This is a genomic window from Mesorhizobium sp. M1423 (genome assembly GCF_040317575.1).
Lineage (GTDB): Bacteria > Pseudomonadota > Alphaproteobacteria > Rhizobiales > Rhizobiaceae > Mesorhizobium.
Genome location: NZ_JAMYKU010000001.1, coordinates 351,850 through 369,989 on the forward strand (window position 1 = coordinate 351,850; position 18,140 = coordinate 369,989).

Annotated in this window: 15 protein-coding genes and 1 riboswitch; of the genes, 10 read left to right on the forward strand and 5 right to left on the reverse strand. The window is 63.0% G+C overall.

Going from position 1 to position 18,140, the window contains the following annotated elements; genetic code table 11:
* The first annotated feature begins 246 nt into the window (after nt 1-246).
* The 5 genes from glmM (at nt 247) to serA (ending at nt 6,805) form a co-directional block, all read left to right on the forward strand.
* Nucleotides 247-1,599: a phosphoglucosamine mutase gene (gene glmM / locus NKG95_RS01815; protein WP_352494163.1), complete on the forward strand. Its 1,353-nt coding sequence runs from the start codon at nt 247-249 to the stop codon at nt 1,597-1,599.
* Between the two features lie 228 nt (nt 1,600-1,827).
* The gene (locus NKG95_RS01820; protein WP_352849204.1) at nt 1,828-2,670 is read left to right on the forward strand and encodes an outer membrane protein; all 843 of its coding nucleotides are present in this window, start codon (nt 1,828-1,830) and stop codon (nt 2,668-2,670) included.
* A gap of 234 nt (nt 2,671-2,904) precedes the next feature.
* The gene (locus NKG95_RS01825; RefSeq protein WP_352494165.1) at nt 2,905-3,654 is read left to right on the forward strand and encodes an outer membrane beta-barrel protein; all 750 of its coding nucleotides are present in this window, start codon (nt 2,905-2,907) and stop codon (nt 3,652-3,654) included.
* A gap of 189 nt (nt 3,655-3,843) precedes the next feature.
* Nucleotides 3,844-5,019, forward strand: coding sequence for a phosphoserine transaminase (locus tag NKG95_RS01830; RefSeq protein WP_352849206.1), 1,176 nt, complete (start codon nt 3,844-3,846; stop codon nt 5,017-5,019).
* Nucleotides 5,020-5,206: 187 nt separating this feature from the next.
* On the forward strand, nt 5,207-6,805 hold the full coding sequence (gene serA / locus NKG95_RS01835) for a phosphoglycerate dehydrogenase (protein ID WP_352849208.1): 1,599 nt from the start codon (nt 5,207-5,209) through the stop codon (nt 6,803-6,805).
* Between the two features lie 84 nt (nt 6,806-6,889).
* Here serA and NKG95_RS01840 read toward each other — a convergent pair whose 3' ends face one another.
* On the reverse strand, nt 6,890-7,792 hold the full coding sequence (locus NKG95_RS01840; RefSeq protein WP_353039805.1) for a DMT family transporter: 903 nt from the start codon (nt 7,790-7,792) through the stop codon (nt 6,890-6,892).
* Between the two features lie 216 nt (nt 7,793-8,008).
* On the opposite strand from NKG95_RS01840, the gene NKG95_RS01845 reads away from it, so the two are divergent.
* Together NKG95_RS01845 and NKG95_RS01850 are read left to right on the forward strand one after the other, a co-directional pair.
* Complete coding sequence (locus NKG95_RS01845) at nt 8,009-9,307, forward strand: adenylosuccinate synthase (RefSeq protein WP_023680654.1); 1,299 nt, start codon at nt 8,009-8,011, stop codon at nt 9,305-9,307.
* 74 nt (nt 9,308-9,381) lie between these two features.
* Nucleotides 9,382-11,103 (forward strand): hypothetical protein, encoded by a 1,722-nt coding sequence (locus tag NKG95_RS01850; protein WP_353039807.1) that lies wholly within the window; start codon nt 9,382-9,384, stop codon nt 11,101-11,103.
* Between the two features lie 30 nt (nt 11,104-11,133).
* Here NKG95_RS01850 and NKG95_RS01855 read toward each other — a convergent pair whose 3' ends face one another.
* The 4 genes from NKG95_RS01855 to NKG95_RS01870 all read right to left on the reverse strand — a co-directional run bounded on the left by NKG95_RS01855 (nt 11,134) and on the right by NKG95_RS01870 (nt 14,199).
* Nucleotides 11,134-11,433 (reverse strand): CcdB family protein, encoded by a 300-nt coding sequence (locus NKG95_RS01855; protein WP_353039809.1) that lies wholly within the window; start codon nt 11,431-11,433, stop codon nt 11,134-11,136.
* On the reverse strand, nt 11,433-11,615 hold the full coding sequence (locus NKG95_RS01860; protein ID WP_502900341.1) for a type II toxin-antitoxin system CcdA family antitoxin: 183 nt from the start codon (nt 11,613-11,615) through the stop codon (nt 11,433-11,435). The genes NKG95_RS01855 and NKG95_RS01860 overlap by 1 nt, the downstream gene beginning before the upstream one ends.
* A 117-nt stretch (nt 11,616-11,732) precedes the next feature.
* Nucleotides 11,733-13,553 carry an ABC-F family ATP-binding cassette domain-containing protein gene (locus NKG95_RS01865; protein ID WP_353039811.1) on the reverse strand — a complete coding sequence of 607 codons (1,821 nt, stop codon included), beginning with the start codon at nt 13,551-13,553 and terminating at the stop codon, nt 11,733-11,735.
* Nucleotide 13,554: 1 nt separating this feature from the next.
* Entirely contained in the window at nt 13,555-14,199 is a 645-nt protein-coding gene (locus NKG95_RS01870; protein WP_023721026.1) for a thiamine diphosphokinase, read from the reverse strand.
* Nucleotides 14,200-14,326: 127 nt separating this feature from the next.
* Nucleotides 14,327-14,441: riboswitch (TPP riboswitch) on the forward strand.
* Nucleotides 14,442-14,484: 43 nt separating this feature from the next.
* Between NKG95_RS01870 and thiB the strand changes: the two genes are divergently transcribed.
* The 3 genes from thiB (at nt 14,485) to thiQ (ending at nt 18,139) form a co-directional block, all read left to right on the forward strand.
* On the forward strand, nt 14,485-15,498 hold the full coding sequence (gene thiB / locus NKG95_RS01875) for a thiamine ABC transporter substrate binding subunit (protein WP_353039813.1): 1,014 nt from the start codon (nt 14,485-14,487) through the stop codon (nt 15,496-15,498).
* 233 nt (nt 15,499-15,731) lie between these two features.
* Complete coding sequence (gene thiP, locus NKG95_RS01880) at nt 15,732-17,351, forward strand: thiamine/thiamine pyrophosphate ABC transporter permease (RefSeq protein ID WP_352480902.1); 1,620 nt, start codon at nt 15,732-15,734, stop codon at nt 17,349-17,351.
* Entirely contained in the window at nt 17,348-18,139 is a 792-nt protein-coding gene (gene thiQ / locus NKG95_RS01885) for a thiamine ABC transporter ATP-binding protein (RefSeq protein ID WP_023721024.1), read from the forward strand. The genes thiP and thiQ overlap by 4 nt, the downstream gene beginning before the upstream one ends.
* The last annotated feature ends 1 nt before the right edge of the window (nt 18,140 follow it).

Here is an 18,140-nt window from a genome sequence, read left to right on the forward strand (position 1 = left end):
GATTCAGGTTCAAGGCCACACTGCCACAAACCAAAGGATCCAGATGAGGTTTGAGGTTGACGTTTCTGATGCTGCTGCCGCAACAAGGGCTCGAAACTTGAAAATCAACACACTAGCGTGACGCAAAACACACAAGACAACAATTTTCTAAGGATTGGTCGTCCATAATCATACAATGTGATGACAGAGCTCGGCCGATTTTATGGCATGAGATGCTCGGAAAGAACCATCGGGAAGCTGGCTAGCATGGCAGGACATTATTTCGGCACGGACGGCATTCGTGGGCGCGCCAACAAGTTTCCAATGACGGCGGAGGTCGCCATGAGGGTCGGCATGGCCGCCGGCCTCTCGTTCCAGCGCGGCAGCCACCGCCACCGCGTCGTGCTCGGCAAGGATACCAGGCTTTCCGGCTACATGATCGAGAACGCGATGGTGTCCGGCCTGTGCGCCGCCGGCATGGATGTCTTCCTGCTCGGCCCGATCCCGACGCCAGCGGTTGCAATGCTGGTGCGCTCGCTGCGCGCTGATATAGGGGTGATGATCTCTGCCTCGCACAACCCCTATTACGACAATGGCATCAAGCTGTTCGGCCCCGATGGCTACAAGCTGTCCGATGAGATCGAGGAGCGTATCGAGGGGATGCTCGACAAGGATATCGAACTGGCGCTTGCCGATTCTGATGGGCTCGGCCGCGCCAAACGCGTCGACGGCGTGCATGACCGCTATATTGAATTCGCCAAGCGCACGCTGCCGCGCTCGATGTCGCTGTCGGGCCTGCGCATCGTCGTCGATTGCGCCAATGGCGCCGCCTACAAGGTGGCGCCCGACGCGCTATGGGAACTCGGCGCCGAGGTCGTTGCCATCAATGTCGAGCCTAACGGCTTCAACATCAACAAGGAATGCGGCTCGACTCATCCGGCCGGCCTGCAAAAGAAGGTGCACGAGGTGCGCGCCGATATCGGTATAGCGCTCGACGGCGATGCCGACCGCGTCGTCATTGTCGACGAGAACGGCGCGATCGTCGATGGCGACCAGATCATGGCGCTGATCGCCGAATCCTGGCATCAGAGCGGGCGGCTGGCCGGCGGCGGCGTCGTCTCGACGGTGATGTCCAATCTCGGCCTCGAACGCTTCCTCGGCGACATGAACCTGCAGTTGCATCGCACCAAGGTCGGCGACCGCTATGTCGTCGAGCACATGCGTGCCCATGGGCTCAATGTCGGCGGCGAACAGTCGGGCCACATCGTGCTGTCCGATTTCTCGACTACCGGCGACGGCCTCGTCTCGGCGCTCCAGGTGCTCGCCTGCATCAAGCGGCAGAACCGGCCGGTCAGCGAATTGTCGAAGAAGTTCGAGCCGGTGCCGCAGCTGTTGAAGAACGTGCATATTTCCGGCGGCAAGCCGCTGGAGGAGGCGCCGGTCAAGGCAGCGATCGAAGATGCGCGCCATCGCCTCGGCAAGGCCGGGCGCTTGGTCATCCGGCCATCCGGCACGGAGCCGCTCATCCGTGTCATGGCGGAGGGCGACGACCCGCAGCTTGTCGAGTCCGTGGTCAACGACATCGTCGAGGTCATTTCGGAAACGCGCAGCGCCGCCTGATCTCCCTCCAATATCAGTTCAAAAAGCCCGCCCTTGCCGGCGGGCTTTTTGTTGGATCGCCTGTCAGTCCTGCAACAGCAACGGCCGCCCAGAATCCTCGGATTTTAGAGATTCGTGGTTAATCGATACGGTTAAACGCCTTTTAACCTTTCCGATTCATTATCCACAACTGAGGTCAATCATATTTCGGGCGCGTTCGCCGTTCGAGGGTTCTCAGGGGTGATAAGCATGTTCAACACAGCAAGAATGGCTCTCCTGGCCGCGCTGTTTGCCGGCGTCGGGCCGGCATTCGCCGCCGATTTCGTCGAGCCGCCGGTGGTCGAGGAGGCGCCGCCACCGATCGCCTACGAGCCGCCGGCCGAGTATGGCGGCTGGTATATCCGCGGCGATATCGACTATCACTGGTCGAAGTTTCGCGGTGGCGACTATATCACCTACGGTGTAGCGCCCCAGAATCCCGGCAAGTTCGATACAGGCAAGCTGGATGGCGCCTTCTCGGCCGGCGCCGGTGTTGGTTACCAGATCGACGAGCATTTCCGTACCGATCTCACCTTGGACTGGATGAGCAAATCCAAATTCCGCGGCTCGACCAACGGCTTCTGCGGCGTATTACAAACCCCTTGCACATCCGTCGACACCTCGTCCTATTCGGCGCTGCTGCTCTTGGCCAACGCCTATGTCGATATCGGCACCTGGCATGGCGTCACACCTTATGTCGGAGCGGGCATCGGCGGCGCCTGGGTCAAGTGGGATGAACTGCACAACGTCGATGACGACGGCGAGTTCGAGCATCATGGCGGTAAGGGCTGGCGTTTTGCATATGCTGCGATGGCGGGCGCATCCTACTGCCTGACCGACCGCGTCAAGCTCGATGTCGGCTACCGCTTCAGCCACATCAATGGCGGCAAGATGTTCGACTATGCTTCAGATAGCAATGTCGGCCCAGGCTATGACCGAGGCATCAACGTGCACGAAGTGCGCGGCGGCCTGCGCTACCAGTTCGGCAGGTCGGACTGCGCTCCGCCCCCGGAGCCCTATGTTCCGGAACCCGAGCCCGTCTACACCAAGTAGTCGCTTCGAAATCAAGGAATTCGTCGACCGCCCGGCTGATACCGGGCGGTTTTCGTTTGGCTGCCTAAAGATGCTGCGTTGCTCTGTAATGCCGTCCAGCTCGAGGAGCGAAAACGGATCAAATCAATTGCTAACGCCTTGTTATCCTTAACCCGCACTTAACCACTATGGTTAACAATGCTCTCTGAAACGGCGCGCGCGATCGCGAATGCGCCAAGTCGGGAGCCGGGGACCATGACATTCAAATCGCCTGTAGTGCTGGCGCTTGCAGCAGTCGTCCTGATGCCGCTCACGCCGGCGCTTGGCGCCGATTACGATCCGCCGGTCTATGTCGACCAGGCGCCCGACTATGTACCGGTCGAGGTTGGCTCGGGATGGTATCTGCGCGGCGATGTCTCCTATCTGGTGCAGAAGAGCTTCAAGGATGAGGATTTCGCCTTCACGCCCGCGAGCTTCGACGAAAAGGAAGATCCCATCTTCGCCAGCATAGGCTTCGGCTACCATTTCAACGACTATCTGCGGGCCGATCTCAATGTCGGCTATCTTCCCGGCAACAAGATCGACGTCGGCTATAACGACGGAACGACGGTGGCATCGGCGACCCTGAAGAACTATGCCTTCTCAGGCATACTCAATGGCTATGTCGACCTTGGCACCTATGTCGGAATCACACCTTATCTCGGCGCTGGTATCGGTGTCGTCCAGAGCAAGCGTCGCCTCTCGGCGAGCTACTTCACGGACAACGCCAACCCCGCCGACGATTTCGTCCTGCGTGACAACAAGACCCAATACTCCTTCGCCTACACGCTGAATGCCGGCCTTGCCTACCAAGTGTCCAAGAACGTCTCAGTCGATCTGGGCTATCAGTATTTTTCCGCGCCAGACGCCGAATATGTGACTGCGGAGAGCCTGACTTCTTTTCCGATCCGCAAAGGAATCAACAATCATCAAGTCAAAGTCGGACTACGCTACGACCTCTGGTAGGCTCGATCGAAGCCGAGGCGTTAACAATGGCGGGTCGTAGGCCCGCCGTTCGCATTTTTGCCCCGGGCGCTGGCAATATCCTGACAGCGACAAAAACTTTCCCCTTGACGCCGAAAGCCTGAACGCATATCGCCGTTCGTGGGCCACCCCTCCCCAACGAGGGGCCACTATCTGGAAGGATAGACCACGATGACGACGCATACGAAGCCCGGATTCCGTCCGGCAAATCCCAATTTTTCCTCAGGTCCCTGTGCAAAACGCCCCGGCTGGTCGGTCGAGGCGCTCAAAAATGCCGCGCTCGGGCGCTCGCACCGTGCCAAGATCGGCAAGACCAAGCTCGAACAAGCGATCGATCTGACGCGGGAAATCCTCCAGGTTCCGGCAGACTATCGCATCGGCATCGTGCCGGCCTCGGACACCGGCGCGGTCGAAATGGCGCTGTGGTCGCTGCTCGGCGAACGCGGCGTCGACATGGTCGCCTGGGAGAGCTTCGGCTCCGGCTGGGTCACCGATGTGGTCAAGCAGCTGAGGCTTGCCGATGTGCGCAGGTTAGAGGCCGACTACGGGGCACTGCCCGACCTGACCAAAATAGACTTCGACCGCGACGTGGTCTTCACCTGGAACGGCACGACGTCGGGCGTGCGCGTGCCGAACGGCGATTTCATCCCGGCCACCCGCAAGGGCCTGACCATTTGCGACGCCACTTCGGCGGCCTTTGCGCAAAAGCTCGATTTTCAGAAACTCGACGTCGTCACCTTCTCCTGGCAGAAGGTGCTGGGCGGTGAGGGCGCGCATGGCATGCTGATCCTCAGCCCGCGCGCCGTCGAACGCCTGGAAAGCTACAAGCCGGCCTGGCCACTGCCGAAGATCTTCCGCCTCACTTCCGGCGGTAAGCTGATCGAGGGCATCTTCAAGGGCGAGACTATCAACACGCCGTCGATGCTGTGCGTCGAGGACTATCTCGATGCGCTGCATTGGGCGAAGTCGATCGGCGGCCTCGATGCGCTGATCGCCCGTGCCGACGCCAATGCCGCCGTGCTCGATGGCTTTGTCCGGAAATCTTCCTGGCTCGGCCATCTTGCAGCCGACCCGGCGACGCGCTCGAACACATCGGTATGCCTTTCCTTCACCGATCCGGATGTCGCGGCACTCGACGCCAACGGACAGGCCGCGTTCGCCAAGGCAATTGTCTCGGTGCTCGACAAGGAAGGCGTCGCCTATGACATCGGCGCCTATCGCGACGCCCCGCCCGGCCTGCGCATCTGGTGCGGCGCGACGGTCGAGGCCTCCGACCTCGAGGCGCTGCTGCCTTGGCTGGACTGGGCCTTTGCCGCGCAAAAGGCGTCGCTCAAAGCGGCGGCCTGATCCCTCCCCCTCGAGGGGAGGGTGGCCCGAAGGGCCGGGTGGGGTCGCCTCCACCCGCTCAACGGCACGAGCTCAACGATCCACCATCCAGAAAGATTCGGCCGCATCCGGCCGCACCGACCCCACCCCGGCGCTTCGCGCCGACCCTCCCCTCAAGGAGGGACGCCAATCGCAAAGGACCAAGCCAATGCCTCGCGTTCTCGTCTCGGATAAACTTTCCACCACCGCCGTGCAGATCTTCAGGGATCGCGGCATCGACGTCGACTATTTGCCGGATCTCGGCAAGGATAAGGAAAAACTGCTCGAGGTGATCGACCAGTATGATGGGCTGGCCATCCGCTCGGCGACAAAGGTCACGGAGAAGCTGATCAACGCCGCGACCAGGCTGAAGGTCGTGGGCCGCGCCGGCATCGGCGTCGACAATGTCGACATCCCGGCGGCGAGCCGGAAGGGCATCATCGTGATGAACACGCCCTTCGGCAATTCGATCACCACCGCCGAGCATGCGATCGCCATGATCTTCGCGTTGGCCCGCCAGATACCGGAGGCCAACGCCTCGACCCATGCCGGCAAATGGGAAAAGAACCGCTTCATGGGTGTCGAGATCACCGGCAAGACGCTGGGCATCATCGGCTGCGGCAATATTGGCTCGATCGTCGCTACGCGCGGCGTCGGCCTGAAGATGCATGTCATCGCCTTCGATCCGTTCCTGTCGGACAGCCGCGCCGAGGAGCTCGGCGTCGAAAAGGTCGAGCTCGACGAGCTGTTCGCCCGCGCCGACTTCATCACGCTGCACACACCGCTCACCGACAAGACGCGCAACATCATCGACGCCGCGGCGATCGCCAAAATGAAGACCGGTGTGCGCATCATCAATTGCGCGCGCGGCGGGCTGGTCGTCGAGGCCGACCTGATCGCGGCACTGAAAAGCGGCAAGGTGGCAGGCGCCGGCATCGACGTGTTCGAGGTCGAACCGGCGGAGTATAATGAACTGTTCGGCATGGAGAATGTCGTGGCGACGCCGCATCTCGGCGCGTCGACCACCGAAGCGCAGGAGAATGTCGCCCTTCATGTCGCCGAGCAGATGTCCGACTATCTGATCAAGGGCGCCGTTTCCAACGCCATCAACATGCCGTCGATCACCGCCGAAGAGGCGCCGCGGCTGAAACCTTTCGTCAAGCTTGCCGAAGTGCTCGGCGCCTTTGTCGGCCAGGTCACCGAGGATCCAATCAAGGAGGTCGAGATACTGTTCGACGGCTCGACCGCGACGATGAACACGCGCGCGCTGATCAGCGCCACCCTTGCCGGGCTGATCCGGCCGCAGGTCTCCGACGTCAACATGGTGTCGGCGCCGATCATGGTGAAGGAGCGCGGCATCATCGTCGCCGAGGTCAAGCGCGACAAATCCGGCGTGTTCGACGGTTACATCAAGCTGACGGTCAAGACCGAGCACAGGACGCGCTCGATCGCCGGCACCTGTTTTTCGGACGGCAAGCCGCGCTTCATCCAGATCAAGGGCATCAATCTCGACGCCGAGGTCGGCCAGCACATGCTCTACACGACGAATGCCGATGCGCCTGGGATCATCGGCCTGCTCGGCACGGTCTGCGGCGAGAACGGCGTCAACATCGCCAATTTCCAGCTCGGCCGCAACCGGCCGGGCGGCGATGCCATCGCATTGCTCTATCTCGATGCGCCATTCCCGGAAAACGTGTTGGCGCAGGTGCGCTCGCACAAGTCGATCGACTCCGCCAAGCGGCTGCACTTCGACGTCGGCGTGGCCTGAAATTCGGTCGCCCCGTGTGCAGCAGCACGCGGGGCGCTTCCACGGTCGTTGATGGACCGCAGTGAAACGTCGCGGCAAGCGACTTCATTCAGCGGCGGATATCGCCATCTTCCGTCCGCTGTATTCGGCGAGGCTGATGCCGCTGAGCACCAGCGCGAGCGCCAGCGCCTGATAGAGCTGGAATGTCTCGCCGACGATCAGCACCGACAGAAGCGTACCGAAGATCGGCACCAGGTTGATGAACAGGCCGGCCCGGTTCGCGCCGATCAGCTCGTTGCCCCTGATATAGAAGATCTGCGATATGACCGAGGCACCGATGGCGGTATAGAACGCGACCGCCCAGCCGCGCGCATCGGGGACGATGACCTTGCCGACGGCAATCTCCCACAGGAAGAAAGGCAGCGATGTGATGAGTGCGGCAACCGACAGCGCCAGCATCAGGCTCTGCCAGCGGATGACTGGCTTCAGCCGCAACCCCACCGAATAGAAGGAGTAGCAAAGTACGGCGATCAGCATGATGGCGTCGCCGAAGTTGAGATCCAGCCTGAGAAGCTGGCGTGGATCGCCATGGCTCGCCGTCACCGCGACGCCGGCGATGGTCAGCACGACGCCGATGATCTGCACGCCGTTGACGCGCAGGCGAAAGAACACGAAATTGGCGATGATGATGACGATCGGGATCGCCGCCTGCTCGATCGAGACGTTGATTGCCGTGGTGTAGTTAAGCGCCGTGTAGAAGATCGTGTTGAAGAAGGCGAAGCCGCAAGCGCCGAGTCCGCCAAGCAGCAACCAGTGCCTGCGCACCACCGGCCAATCTTGGCGCAGCGTTGCCCAGCCGATCGGCAGCAAGATCAGAACCGCCAGCAGCCAACGCAGGAAGACCAGCGTCATCGGCGAGATATGACCGACCGCCAGCTTCCCCGCCACGGAGTTGCCGCCCCACAGCAAGGTGGTGAACAGCAGGAACAGATAGGCGGCTCGATGCATCGTGAAGTCCCGGCCAGGCGGAGAGAAATGCGCGGTCGATGCGGGCCTATTGCGGCAGCTCGCGCAAGTAAATGATGTCAAAGGCGAAAATTGTTGTGCCTCGGAGCGTTTTGGGCGGCAAAGAATGGTCGCGCTCGCCCGGTCTTGACGCTATAGAGGCCTGTCGTTTCGAACCGTTTCAAGCTGCCTGGCGCGGCATCTCAAGGGAAAAGAAGCATGGCCAATGTGGTGGTCGTCGGCTCGCAATGGGGCGATGAGGGCAAAGGCAAGATCGTCGACTGGTTGTCCGAGCGCGCCGACGTTGTCGTGCGCTTCCAGGGCGGCCACAATGCCGGCCATACGCTGGTCGTCGATGGCAAGGTCTACAAGCTGTCGCTGCTGCCGTCCGGCGTGGTGCGGCAAGGCAAGCTGTCGATCATCGGCAATGGCGTGGTCTTCGATCCGCACGCTTTCGTCGCGGAGGTGGCGAAATTGAAGGCGCAGGGCGTCGAGGTGACGCCGGACCGCCTGAAAATAGCCGAAAACACCGCGCTTATCCTGTCGCTGCACCGGGAGCTGGACGGATTTCGCGAGGACGCCGCTTCCAATTCCGGAACGAAGATTGGCACGACCCGTCGCGGCATCGGTCCGGCCTACGAAGACAAGGTGGGCCGACGCGCGGTCAGGGTGATGGATTTGGCGGATTTGGAAACGCTGCCCTTGAAGGTCGACAGGCTGCTGACGCACCACAATGCGCTGCGCCGTGGGCTCGGCCATGCCGAGGTCACGCATGAGGCGATCATGAGCGAGCTGATCTCGGTCGCCGACGAGATTCTGCCCTATATGGACCGGGTCTGGAAAATCCTCGATGACAAGCGCCGCGCCGGCGAGCGCATCCTGTTCGAAGGCGCGCAAGGCACGCTGCTCGACATCGACCATGGCACCTATCCGTTCGTTACCTCCTCCAATACGGTTGCCGGCCAGGCCGCCGCTGGATCCGGCGTCGGCCCGGGCGCCATCGGCTATGTGCTCGGCATCACCAAGGCCTACACGACGCGCGTTGGCGAAGGCCCGTTTCCAACCGAACAGAAGAACGAGATCGGCGAGTTCCTGGGCACGCGCGGCCATGAATTCGGCGTCGTCACCGGCCGCAAGCGCCGCTGCGGCTGGTTCGATGCCGTGCTGGTCCGCCAGGCTGTCGCCGTCAACGGCATCAAGGGCATTGCGCTGACCAAGCTCGATGTGCTCGATGGGCTGGACGAGATCAAGGTCTGCACCGGCTACCGCCTCGACGGCGAGGCGATCGATTACCTGCCGGCCAGCCAGGGCGCGCAGGCGCGCGTCGAACCGGTCTACGAGACGCTGGAGGGGTGGAAAGGCACCACCGCCGGCGCGCGCAGCTGGAACGACCTGCCGGCCCAGGCGGTGAAGTACGTCCGCTACATCGAAGAGCTGATCGGCGCGCCGGTCGCACTCCTTTCCACCAGCCCTGAACGGGACGACACGATACTTGTGACCGATCCGTTTCAAGACTAGTTTCTCAGCCTTTCCGGGCATTGCGGCTGATTTGCGGGGGCCGGCCCAGAAACAAAATGCAGGTCGACTGAAGCATGGTAGATTTTGTTTCTGTTCTGAAAAAGACGCTCGACAATCTCGGCGAGCCGTCGGCGGAGGTGCGCGCCAGGGTCTACGACAAGGCCCGTTCGACGATTGCAAAGAAGATTGCCGAACGCGATCCACCGCTTGCGCCGTCGGACGTCGCCAGGCAGAAGCGTGCACTCGAAGATGCCATCGCAAGCATTGAGCGAGAGTATGGCAAACCGGCGCCGGCATCCGATCCGCTGGCGGAGCTGGAGGACATCTTCTCCTCCATCGACCGCAACAAGAACCAGCCCAGCCATGTCCGCCAGCCGGCCAAAACCGAGCCGGCCAAGACCGAGCCGGCAAAGACCGGGCCGGCACAGACTGGGCCGGCACAGACTGGGCCGGCATGGCAGCCCACGCCCGCCAAGGCGGCGTCGAACTGGCAAAAGCCGCAGCCCGTCGCTCTTTCTCAGGAGCGCGCTGGTCCGCCGCCGTCCGACATGGATCTTCCGACAGCCGATGACCAAGACGGGGTTTTTCGGGGCGATGACTTTTCCAACGACGGCGACCCCGCGGAGGACAGGTTCCAGCGGCTCCATCCTGCCGAGCGCAGGCGCAGCTATGGCGGTGTGATTGCCGCTGCCGTCGCCTTGCTGGTCATTGCCGGTGGCGGTTACGGCATGTGGCTGAACAAGGAAGCGTTCGGCAGCATGCTCGGCCTCGACGGGACCAAAACCGTCGCCACCGAACCGCTAGTAAAGCCAGCCCCGGCCAAGCCGGTGGCCGATGCGGCCGTCCCGGCCGCCGCGCCTCCGACGGAGGCCGGCGAAGGCGCGAAGTTCACGCAGCGCCTGACGCCCGAAGGCCACGAGGTCGATCCCGGCCCCGCGGCCGGGCAGGCGGGCATCGGCGAAGGCGAATCCGTCGCCGCGCTGACCACGCCGCCGTCGGCCGCACAAACGCCGACCAGCCCGGTACCCGCCGCGCCGGCACCGGCCGCGCCCGCAGACGCGCAAGCCACGGCCAATGCTCCAGCAGTCGACGAGTCCGGTGCACCAACTCCCGCAACGCCGCCCGCCAACGGAGCGGCAGCGCCGGCCGATGCTGCAGCTGCCCCGCCAGCGCCTGCAGCGGCCGCCCCACCGCCCGTGACGGCAGCGGCACCGACGGTAGTTCCGCCGGAAGCCGCGCTGGCCGTCGGCCAGAAGGCGATCTTCTACGAGGAGCGCACCAGCACCGCTCAAGGCTCGGCCGAGCCCGGCAATATCGTCTGGTCGCTGGTGCAGGAATCGCCCGGCGGCGACCTGCCGCCCGAGCCGGCGATCCGCGCCGAGGCGACCATTCCAGGCAAGGATATCCAGTTGCGCATGACGATCCGCCGCAACACCGACCAGACGCTGCCGGCCAGCCATATCATCGAGATGATCTTCCTGACGCCTGACGGCTTCGAGGGCGGCGGCGTCGACAACATCCTGCGTGTCGCCATGAAGGGCTCCGAGCAGGATGCCGGCAGCCCGCTGATCGGCATCCCGGCCAAGATCGCCGACGGTTTCTTCCTGGTTGCGCTCAACGATACCAAGGCAGATGAAGACGCCAATCTGACCTTGCTCAGGGGCCAGGACTGGATCGACGTGCCGGTCGTCTACAAGACCGGGCGGCGGGCGCTGCTGACGATGGAAAAGGGCATTCCGGGCGAGAAGGTGTTCGACGAGGCGCTGAAGGCCTGGCAGACAAAGACAGCGGGTTGAGGCCGCTCACCAGCCCAACCCCTCTTTGGCTCAGAAGCCTTGGAACAACATGTAGAGTGCGCTCACGATGTCGTCGTGATGGCGAGAAAGGTTTCCTTCGGCAATGGGCAATTCAGATGTCATCAAGGCTGACATGAATTGAGTGACCATGACATGGTCCTTGCCGTTGATGGTGAAGATAGGATTTAGCCGGCGGCCGGGCACTGGGGCCTTCATGGCTGGCATCAGCGGGACGACTACCTTGGTGTCGAGCCGTCCCAGAAGGTCGGACTGGACATCGAGAAGATAACCGTCGCCTTCGGCAATCTGGTAGAAATCATAACGCGCCATCAAAACAGCCGGTGCTTGGCCAGAGGCAAGCCGTTGCGCCTGACATAGTCGTTGGAACTCTCGATCGCTTCCTTGTTTTCCTCCTGCCATCGCCGGGTTTTTTCGGCCGAAATCGCCTTGGCGATGCCCTCTTCTGCAGCGCGGGATATATTGATGCCCAACGCCTTGGCATCCTCGATCAATCCGGAGTCGATCGATGTATTAACCGACTTTCTTTGGGTTTTTGGATTCGAGCGAGGCATGGAGCCGCTCCCATTTATGCGCATAATGTAGGCGCATATGAGCGTGCATTCAACCTCTCACCCCTCCATCTCTTCGCGCAGCATCTCGAGTTCCAGCCATTCCTCTTCGAGCGCTTCCAGCGTGGCGCGCTCCTTGTCGAGCGCGGCAATCGTCTTCTGGAACGACGCCGGGTCGCGCTCATAATAGGCCGGATCGGCGATGTTGTTCTCCAGCCGCGAGATCGAGGCCGACACCGCCTCGATCTTCTTGGGTAAGGTTTCCAGCGCGAATTTCTGCTTGAACGACAGTTTCTTGGCCGGGCCCCTGCTAGCGGCCGCTTCGCTCCTGCTTGCCGCCGTCGCCTCGCCGGTCTCTGCCTTCGGCCGCGCCTTGCGGTCGTCCAGCCTGGTGCCGCCGCGCTGCGCCAGCATATCGGAATAGCCGCCGGCATATTCGATCCAGCGGCCGTCGCCATCCGGCGCGATGATGCTGGTCACCGTGCGGTCGAGGAAATCGCGATCGTGGCTGACCAGGATCACCGTGCCGGCAAAGCCGGCGACCAGTTCCTGCAGCAGCTCCAGCGTCTCCATGTCGAGATCGTTGGTCGGCTCGTCGAGCACAAGCAGGTTTGCCGGCCGCGCCAAAACGCGGGCGAGGATCAGCCGTGCCCGCTCGCCGCCCGAAAGCTCGCGCACCGGCGTGCGCGCCTGTTCCGGCTTGAACAGGAAGTCCTTCATGTAGGACACGACGTGGCGCTGCTCGCCATTGATGACAAGGTTCTCGCCGCGTCCGTCGGTGAGATACTGCGCCAGTGTCTCCTGCGGATCGACGGCCTCGCGCTTCTGGTCGAGCGTGGCGATCTCCAGGTTGGTGCCGAGCCGCACCGTGCCTGCGTCCGGCTTCAATTCGCCGGTCAGCATCTTCAATAGCGTCGTCTTGCCGGCGCCGTTCGGCCCGACCAGACCGACGCGATCGCCGCGCTGGATGCGTGTCGAGAATCCCTTGACCACGGTCAGATCGCCAAAGCTCTTCTCGATGTTCTTGGCCTCAATCACCAGCTTGCCGGATTCGGCGGCGTCGCTGGCTGTCATCGTCGCCGCACCCTCGGCGCCACGATGACCGCGAAAGCGCTGGCGCATGGTCTGCAACTCACCGAGCCGGCGCATGTTGCGCTTGCGCCTTGCCGTCACGCCATAGCGCAGCCAGTGCTCCTCGCGCACGATCTGGCGGCCGAGCTTGTGCTGCTCGCGCTCTTCCTCCTCCAACACCGTGTCGCGCCATTCCTCGAAATAGGCAAAGCCCTTATCGAGACGGCGGGTCTGGCCGCGGTCGAGCCAAATTGTGGCGCGTGACACGCGTTCGAGAAAACGGCGGTCATGCGAGATGACGACCAGGGCCGAGGAGGTGCGGGCAAGCTCCTCCTCCAGCCATTCGATAACCGAAAGGTCAAGATGATTGGTCGGTTCATCGAGGAGAAGAATGTCGGGCTCGGGCGCCATGACGCGGGCGAGTGCCGCGCGCCGCGCCTCGCCCCCGGAGAGGTCGTTCGGCCGTTCCTCGCCGGTCAGGCCGAGATGCTCCATCAGATAGGTGGCGCGGTAGGGATCATCGGCGGGCCCGAGCCCCGCCTCGACATAGGCGCGAACGGTCGCAAAACCGTCCATGTCGGGCATTTGCGGCAAATAGCGCACCGTCGCCGAAGGCTGGCGGAAGACTTCGCCGTCCTGCGGTTCGATCAGCCCGGCAGCGATCTTGAGGAGCGTCGACTTGCCAGAGCCGTTGCGCCCGACCAGGGCGATCTTGTCGCCAGCTGACGCCGTCAGGGCGGCACCGTCGAGCAGCGGCGCGCCGCCAAAGGTCAGCTTTATCCCGTCGAGATTGAGAAGCGGCGGCGCCATGTCAGCTTTCAGGTAGGGGAAAAGGATGCGCGAGCAGCAGCGCGCGGCCGCTGGCCAGCGCGATTTCCAGCCGGCCCTTGACCTCGTTGGAAATGGTCAGCGACGAGCCGAAGGCAACCTCGACATGGGCGAGCGGCCATTTGGCGCCGGTGACTGTCAGGCCGGCGAGATCCGAAAAGCCGAGCACCGAAAACAGCGTACCGTCGACATAATCGAAGCCAGTCTTTCCAGGCAGCAAAGGAATGCCTTCCTGTGCGCCGCTGGTCAAAAGCACTTCCGTTCCGCCTTCCGCCAGCCGGACGCTGAGCGCCAAATGCAGGAAGATGTGGTCGGTGCGTTTGCCGCCGAAGGCGCCTGCGAGCACAAGGCTGGTCGCACCGCGTTCGAGCGCGGCGGCGATAGCGAGTTCACCGTCTGTCTTGTCCTTTTCGGCGGGAAACACCTGCCGTGGCACGGCGGCCAGATCCTCCGGCAAATCGGCAGGCACGGAATCGAAATCGCCGACCCAGAGTTCCGGCATCAGGCCCAGCATAAGGGCATGGCCGATACCGGCATCGGCAGCGATGACGCGGGAGCCTTCGACCTGGCGGTCGAGCAGCGGCGTGCGGATGAGATCGCCGCCAAGCAGGATGGTGAATGTGCTCATATCTCGTGGCCCTTACCAGCCCTGCCCCGGAAACGGAAGATGAAACGGCAGATGAAACAGGACGCCGCGCTTTGGATGCCCGGCAAACTTCCGCTTGCGCAGCACTTCGGCCGGGCCTATGTGTCGAAACGCTCTAACGGGGTGCCGGACGCGATCTTCGCGGACCGGCTGAGAGGCAAGACTGCCAACCCGCTGAACCTGATCCGGTTTGTACCGGCGGAGGGATTAGACGTTTCGGACAGCCCGACGCCTCAATTCCTTTCAACGCGAACGAAGGAGGCGCCGATGCGCAGTTTTTTCCACTCTCTTGTCTCGATTATCCTGCTTGCGGCATCCGCGCTTGCCCAACCGGGGCAGGCATCGGCACAGGATAAGCTGACCGTCTATACCTATGAAAGCTTCACCGCCGATTGGGGTCCGGGACCGGCGGTGAAGAAGGCCTTCGAGGCCGAGTGCAGCTGCGTCGTCGAATTCGTCTCGGTCGCCGACGGCGTGGCACTGCTCAACCGTGTGAAGCTGGAAGGGGCCGTGACCAAGGCCGATATCGTGCTTGGCCTCGATACCAATTTGACGGCGGACGCCAAGGCAACCGGCCTGTTTTCGCCGCATGGCGCCGTGACGGACGTCAGTGTGCCGGGCGGCTGGCGCGACGATATCTTCGTGCCGTTCGACTATGGCTATTTCGCTGTCGTCTACGATAGCGAAAAACTGAAGAGCCCGCCGAAGAGCCTCAGGGAATTGGTCGAGGGCGATGCCGGCGACAAAATCGTCATCCAGGATCCACGCACCTCGACGCCGGGCCTTGGCCTGCTGTTGTGGGTCAAGTCGGTCTATGGCGACAAGGCGCCGGAAGCCTGGGCCAAACTCAAGGCAAAGGTGCTGACGGTGACGCCGGGCTGGAGCGAGGCCTACGGCCTGTTCACCAAGGGTGAGGCGCCGATGGTGCTGTCCTATACCACTTCGCCAGCCTACCACATGGTTGCCGAAAACACCTCGCGCTACCAGGCGGCGTCCTTCGAGGAAGGCGAATATCTGCAGATCGAGGTCGCTGGGATCACCACCAAGGGCGCGAAGAACCCGCTGGCGGAAAAGTTCATCGCCTTTATGACCGGGCCGAAATTCCAGGACGTCATTCCCGAAACCAACTGGATGTTCCCGGCCGGCAAAACTGACAAGCCGCTCAATCCGGCGTTCGACAAGCTCGTCAAACCGACCAAAACCTTGCTGTTCAGCTCGGAAGAGGTCGCCGCAAATCGCAAGGCCTGGGTCGACGAGTGGCTGGCGGTGATGAGCAAGTAGCTCGGATAGAAAGATGATCGCCCTACGGCGCCCCCCTCTGTCCTGCCGGACATCTCCCCCACAAGGAGGGAGATTGGCCGTCATGCCGGCTTTCGCCAATCTCCGACATTGCCGGAATGAGCGGAGCGCTGAACCTGCCAATCTCTCCCCATGTGGGGGAGATGTCCGGCAGGACAGAGGGGCGCGCGAAGGAACGCAATCCTCGCTAAGAATCTCGAATCTGGTGGTCTAGCGTGCAACGCGCGCCATCATCGGATACCCGCGTCGCTGCCGGTATCGTCGCGCTCGCCGCCATCGCGCTGCTGATCGGCGGGGCATTCGCCGGGCTCGTCGTCGAAGCCATGCGCGACCTGTCGGGCGCCGCCTCCGCCTTTGATTCCTATCTCCTCCGTGTTGCCCGCTTCACGCTCTGGCAGGCTCTGTTGTCGACCCTGCTCTCCGTCGCACCGGCGCTGTTCGTCGCGCGCGCGCTGTCGCGGCATCCACAGTTTTTCGGGCGAGGCTTTGTCCTGCAGCTTTTCGCCGTGCCGCTGGCGCTGCCGGCCATTGTTGCCGCACTCGGTGTCTTGGCACTCTATGGCCGCGCCGGGTATTTCGCCGGCTTGCTCGGTGCGATTGGCGGCCAGAACTGGCCCGGCATCTATGGCCTATCGGGTATTCTCGTCGCCCACGTCTTTTTCAACCTGCCGCTGGCAACGCGACTGTTCCTGGAAGCGTTGCAGACGGTGCCGGCTAACCAATGGCGGCTGGCGAGCCAGCTTGGCATGGGTGCTGCGCCGGCCTTCCGGCTGATCGAATGGCCGGCGTTGCGTGCGGCCCTGCCGGGCGTTGCCGGGCTCGTTTTCATGCTGTGCATCACCTCCTTCACCATCGTGCTTACGCTCGGCGGCGGGCCGCGCGCGACGACGCTGGAGGTTGCCATATACCAGGCGCTGCGTTTCGACTTCGACCCGGCGCGGGCGGTGACGCTGACCTTGTTGCAGATTGCCCTGACCTTCGTCGTCGTGCTGGCACTAACGCGGCTTGGCGCCAATATGACCGGCGACGCCAATCTGCCGGTAGCCCCGCGCCGGTATTTTTCAGCCGGTGCGGCCGAGACCGTGCTGAACGCACTGGTGATCGGGCTGGCACTGCTGTTTGTCGCCGGACCGATGGCGGCTACGCTGTCGGCCGGGCTTGGCGCCGATCTCGGCCGCCTGGCCGGCGAGAGCGCGGTGCGGCAAGCGACGGCGACCAGTGCCGTGCTCTCCCTCCTATCGGCGCTGCTCTCCTTGGCGTTGTCGCTGTCGCTGGTTATGGCGCGCCGGGCGCTGGCGCTCACCCGGCGGACCGGCAGGCGGACGCTGCTCGAACACCTGGCCGACACCGGTGCGGGGTTCGTCCTGGTGGTGCCGCCCATCGTCATCGGTGCCGGCTGGTTCCTGCTCCTGCGCAGCGTCAGCGATGTCTTTGCGATCGCCCCTGTCATGGTGGTTGTGGTCAATGCGGTGATGGCGATGCCGTTCGCCATCCGCGCCATCCGCCCCGCCTATGACGCGGCGAGCGAACGCCACGAACGGCTCTGTGCACAGCTTGGCATCTCGGGCTGGAACCGGTTGCGTCTGGTCGACTGGCCGTCGCTGCGGCGGCCGCTCGCCACCGGCTTCGCCTTCGCCATGGCGCTGTCGCTCGGTGATCTCGGCGTCATTGCGCTGTTCGGCAGCGATTCCGTGCAGACATTGCCCTATCTGTTGCTGGCGCGCATGGGCAGCTACCGCACCGAGGATGCGGCCGGCCTGGCGCTGCTGCTCGGCCTTGTCTGCCTGGCGCTTGTGCTGACCGCGGACTGGCTGGGAAGGAGGGAGAAATCATGATGCCGATCAGCCCGGAACGGTCGATTTCGGTCGAAAAAGGCGCGGCCGTGCGGCTCGATAATGTCTCGTTCAGCTATGGTGAAACGCCGCTTATATTCGATGTCGATTTCCCGGCGTCGGAAATCACCGCCATCATGGGGCCGAGCGGTTCGGGAAAGTCGACGCTGCTCAATCTGGTGGCCGGTTTCGAGGCGCCGCGGTCAGGCCGCGTGCTCATCGGCGGCGCCGACGTCAGCACTGCGCCGCCATCAGCGCGGCCGGTATCGATGGTGTTCCAGGAAAACAACCTGTTTGCCCATCTGTCCCTCGAGCAGAATGTCGGGCTCGGCCGCTCGCCTTCGCTCATGCTGAGCGAGGCTGACCGCGCCGCAATCGCCGCAGCGCTGAAGCGCGTCGGCCTTGCCGGCAAGGAAAGCCGGCTGCCGCGCGAACTCTCCGGCGGTGAGCGGCAGCGCGTCGCGCTCGCTCGGGTCCTGGTGCGCGACCGGCCGGTGTTGTTGCTCGACGAGCCGTTCGCTTCGCTCGGACCGGCACTGCGCGACGACATGCTCGACCTGGTCGCCGACGTCCATTCGGAGCAGCGCATGACGGTGCTATTCGTCACGCACCAGCCGGACGATGCGCGCCGTATCGGGCAAAACATGGTTTTCCTGGATGGTGGCACGGTTGCCGCGACGGGCACTGCGGCCGATTTTTTCGTCGGGGCTGGACCGGAGGCATTCCGACGCTATATCGGCTCGGGTCCGTTTGCGGCTGGATCACGAGATGTTGCCCGGAAGCGGACATAAT

Coding starts and splice junctions, on each gene's coding strand:
- thiQ (WP_023721024.1), top strand. CDS start 17,348: ATGATGCCGATCAGCCCGGAACGGTCGATTTCGGTCGAAAAAGGCGCG.
- NKG95_RS01865 (WP_353039811.1), bottom strand. CDS start 13,553: ATGGCGCCGCCGCTTCTCAATCTCGACGGGATAAAGCTGACCTTTGGC.
- glmM (WP_352494163.1), top strand. CDS start 247: ATGGCAGGACATTATTTCGGCACGGACGGCATTCGTGGGCGCGCCAAC.
- NKG95_RS01850 (WP_353039807.1), top strand. CDS start 9,382: ATGGTAGATTTTGTTTCTGTTCTGAAAAAGACGCTCGACAATCTCGGC.
- NKG95_RS01845 (WP_023680654.1), top strand. CDS start 8,009: ATGGCCAATGTGGTGGTCGTCGGCTCGCAATGGGGCGATGAGGGCAAA.
- serA (WP_352849208.1), top strand. CDS start 5,207: ATGCCTCGCGTTCTCGTCTCGGATAAACTTTCCACCACCGCCGTGCAG.
- NKG95_RS01840 (WP_353039805.1), bottom strand. CDS start 7,792: ATGCATCGAGCCGCCTATCTGTTCCTGCTGTTCACCACCTTGCTGTGG.
- NKG95_RS01830 (WP_352849206.1), top strand. CDS start 3,844: ATGACGACGCATACGAAGCCCGGATTCCGTCCGGCAAATCCCAATTTT.
- NKG95_RS01870 (WP_023721026.1), bottom strand. CDS start 14,199: ATGAGCACATTCACCATCCTGCTTGGCGGCGATCTCATCCGCACGCCG.
- NKG95_RS01855 (WP_353039809.1), bottom strand. CDS start 11,433: ATGGCGCGTTATGATTTCTACCAGATTGCCGAAGGCGACGGTTATCTT.
- NKG95_RS01820 (WP_352849204.1), top strand. CDS start 1,828: ATGTTCAACACAGCAAGAATGGCTCTCCTGGCCGCGCTGTTTGCCGGC.
- NKG95_RS01825 (WP_352494165.1), top strand. CDS start 2,905: ATGACATTCAAATCGCCTGTAGTGCTGGCGCTTGCAGCAGTCGTCCTG.
- thiB (WP_353039813.1), top strand. CDS start 14,485: ATGCGCAGTTTTTTCCACTCTCTTGTCTCGATTATCCTGCTTGCGGCA.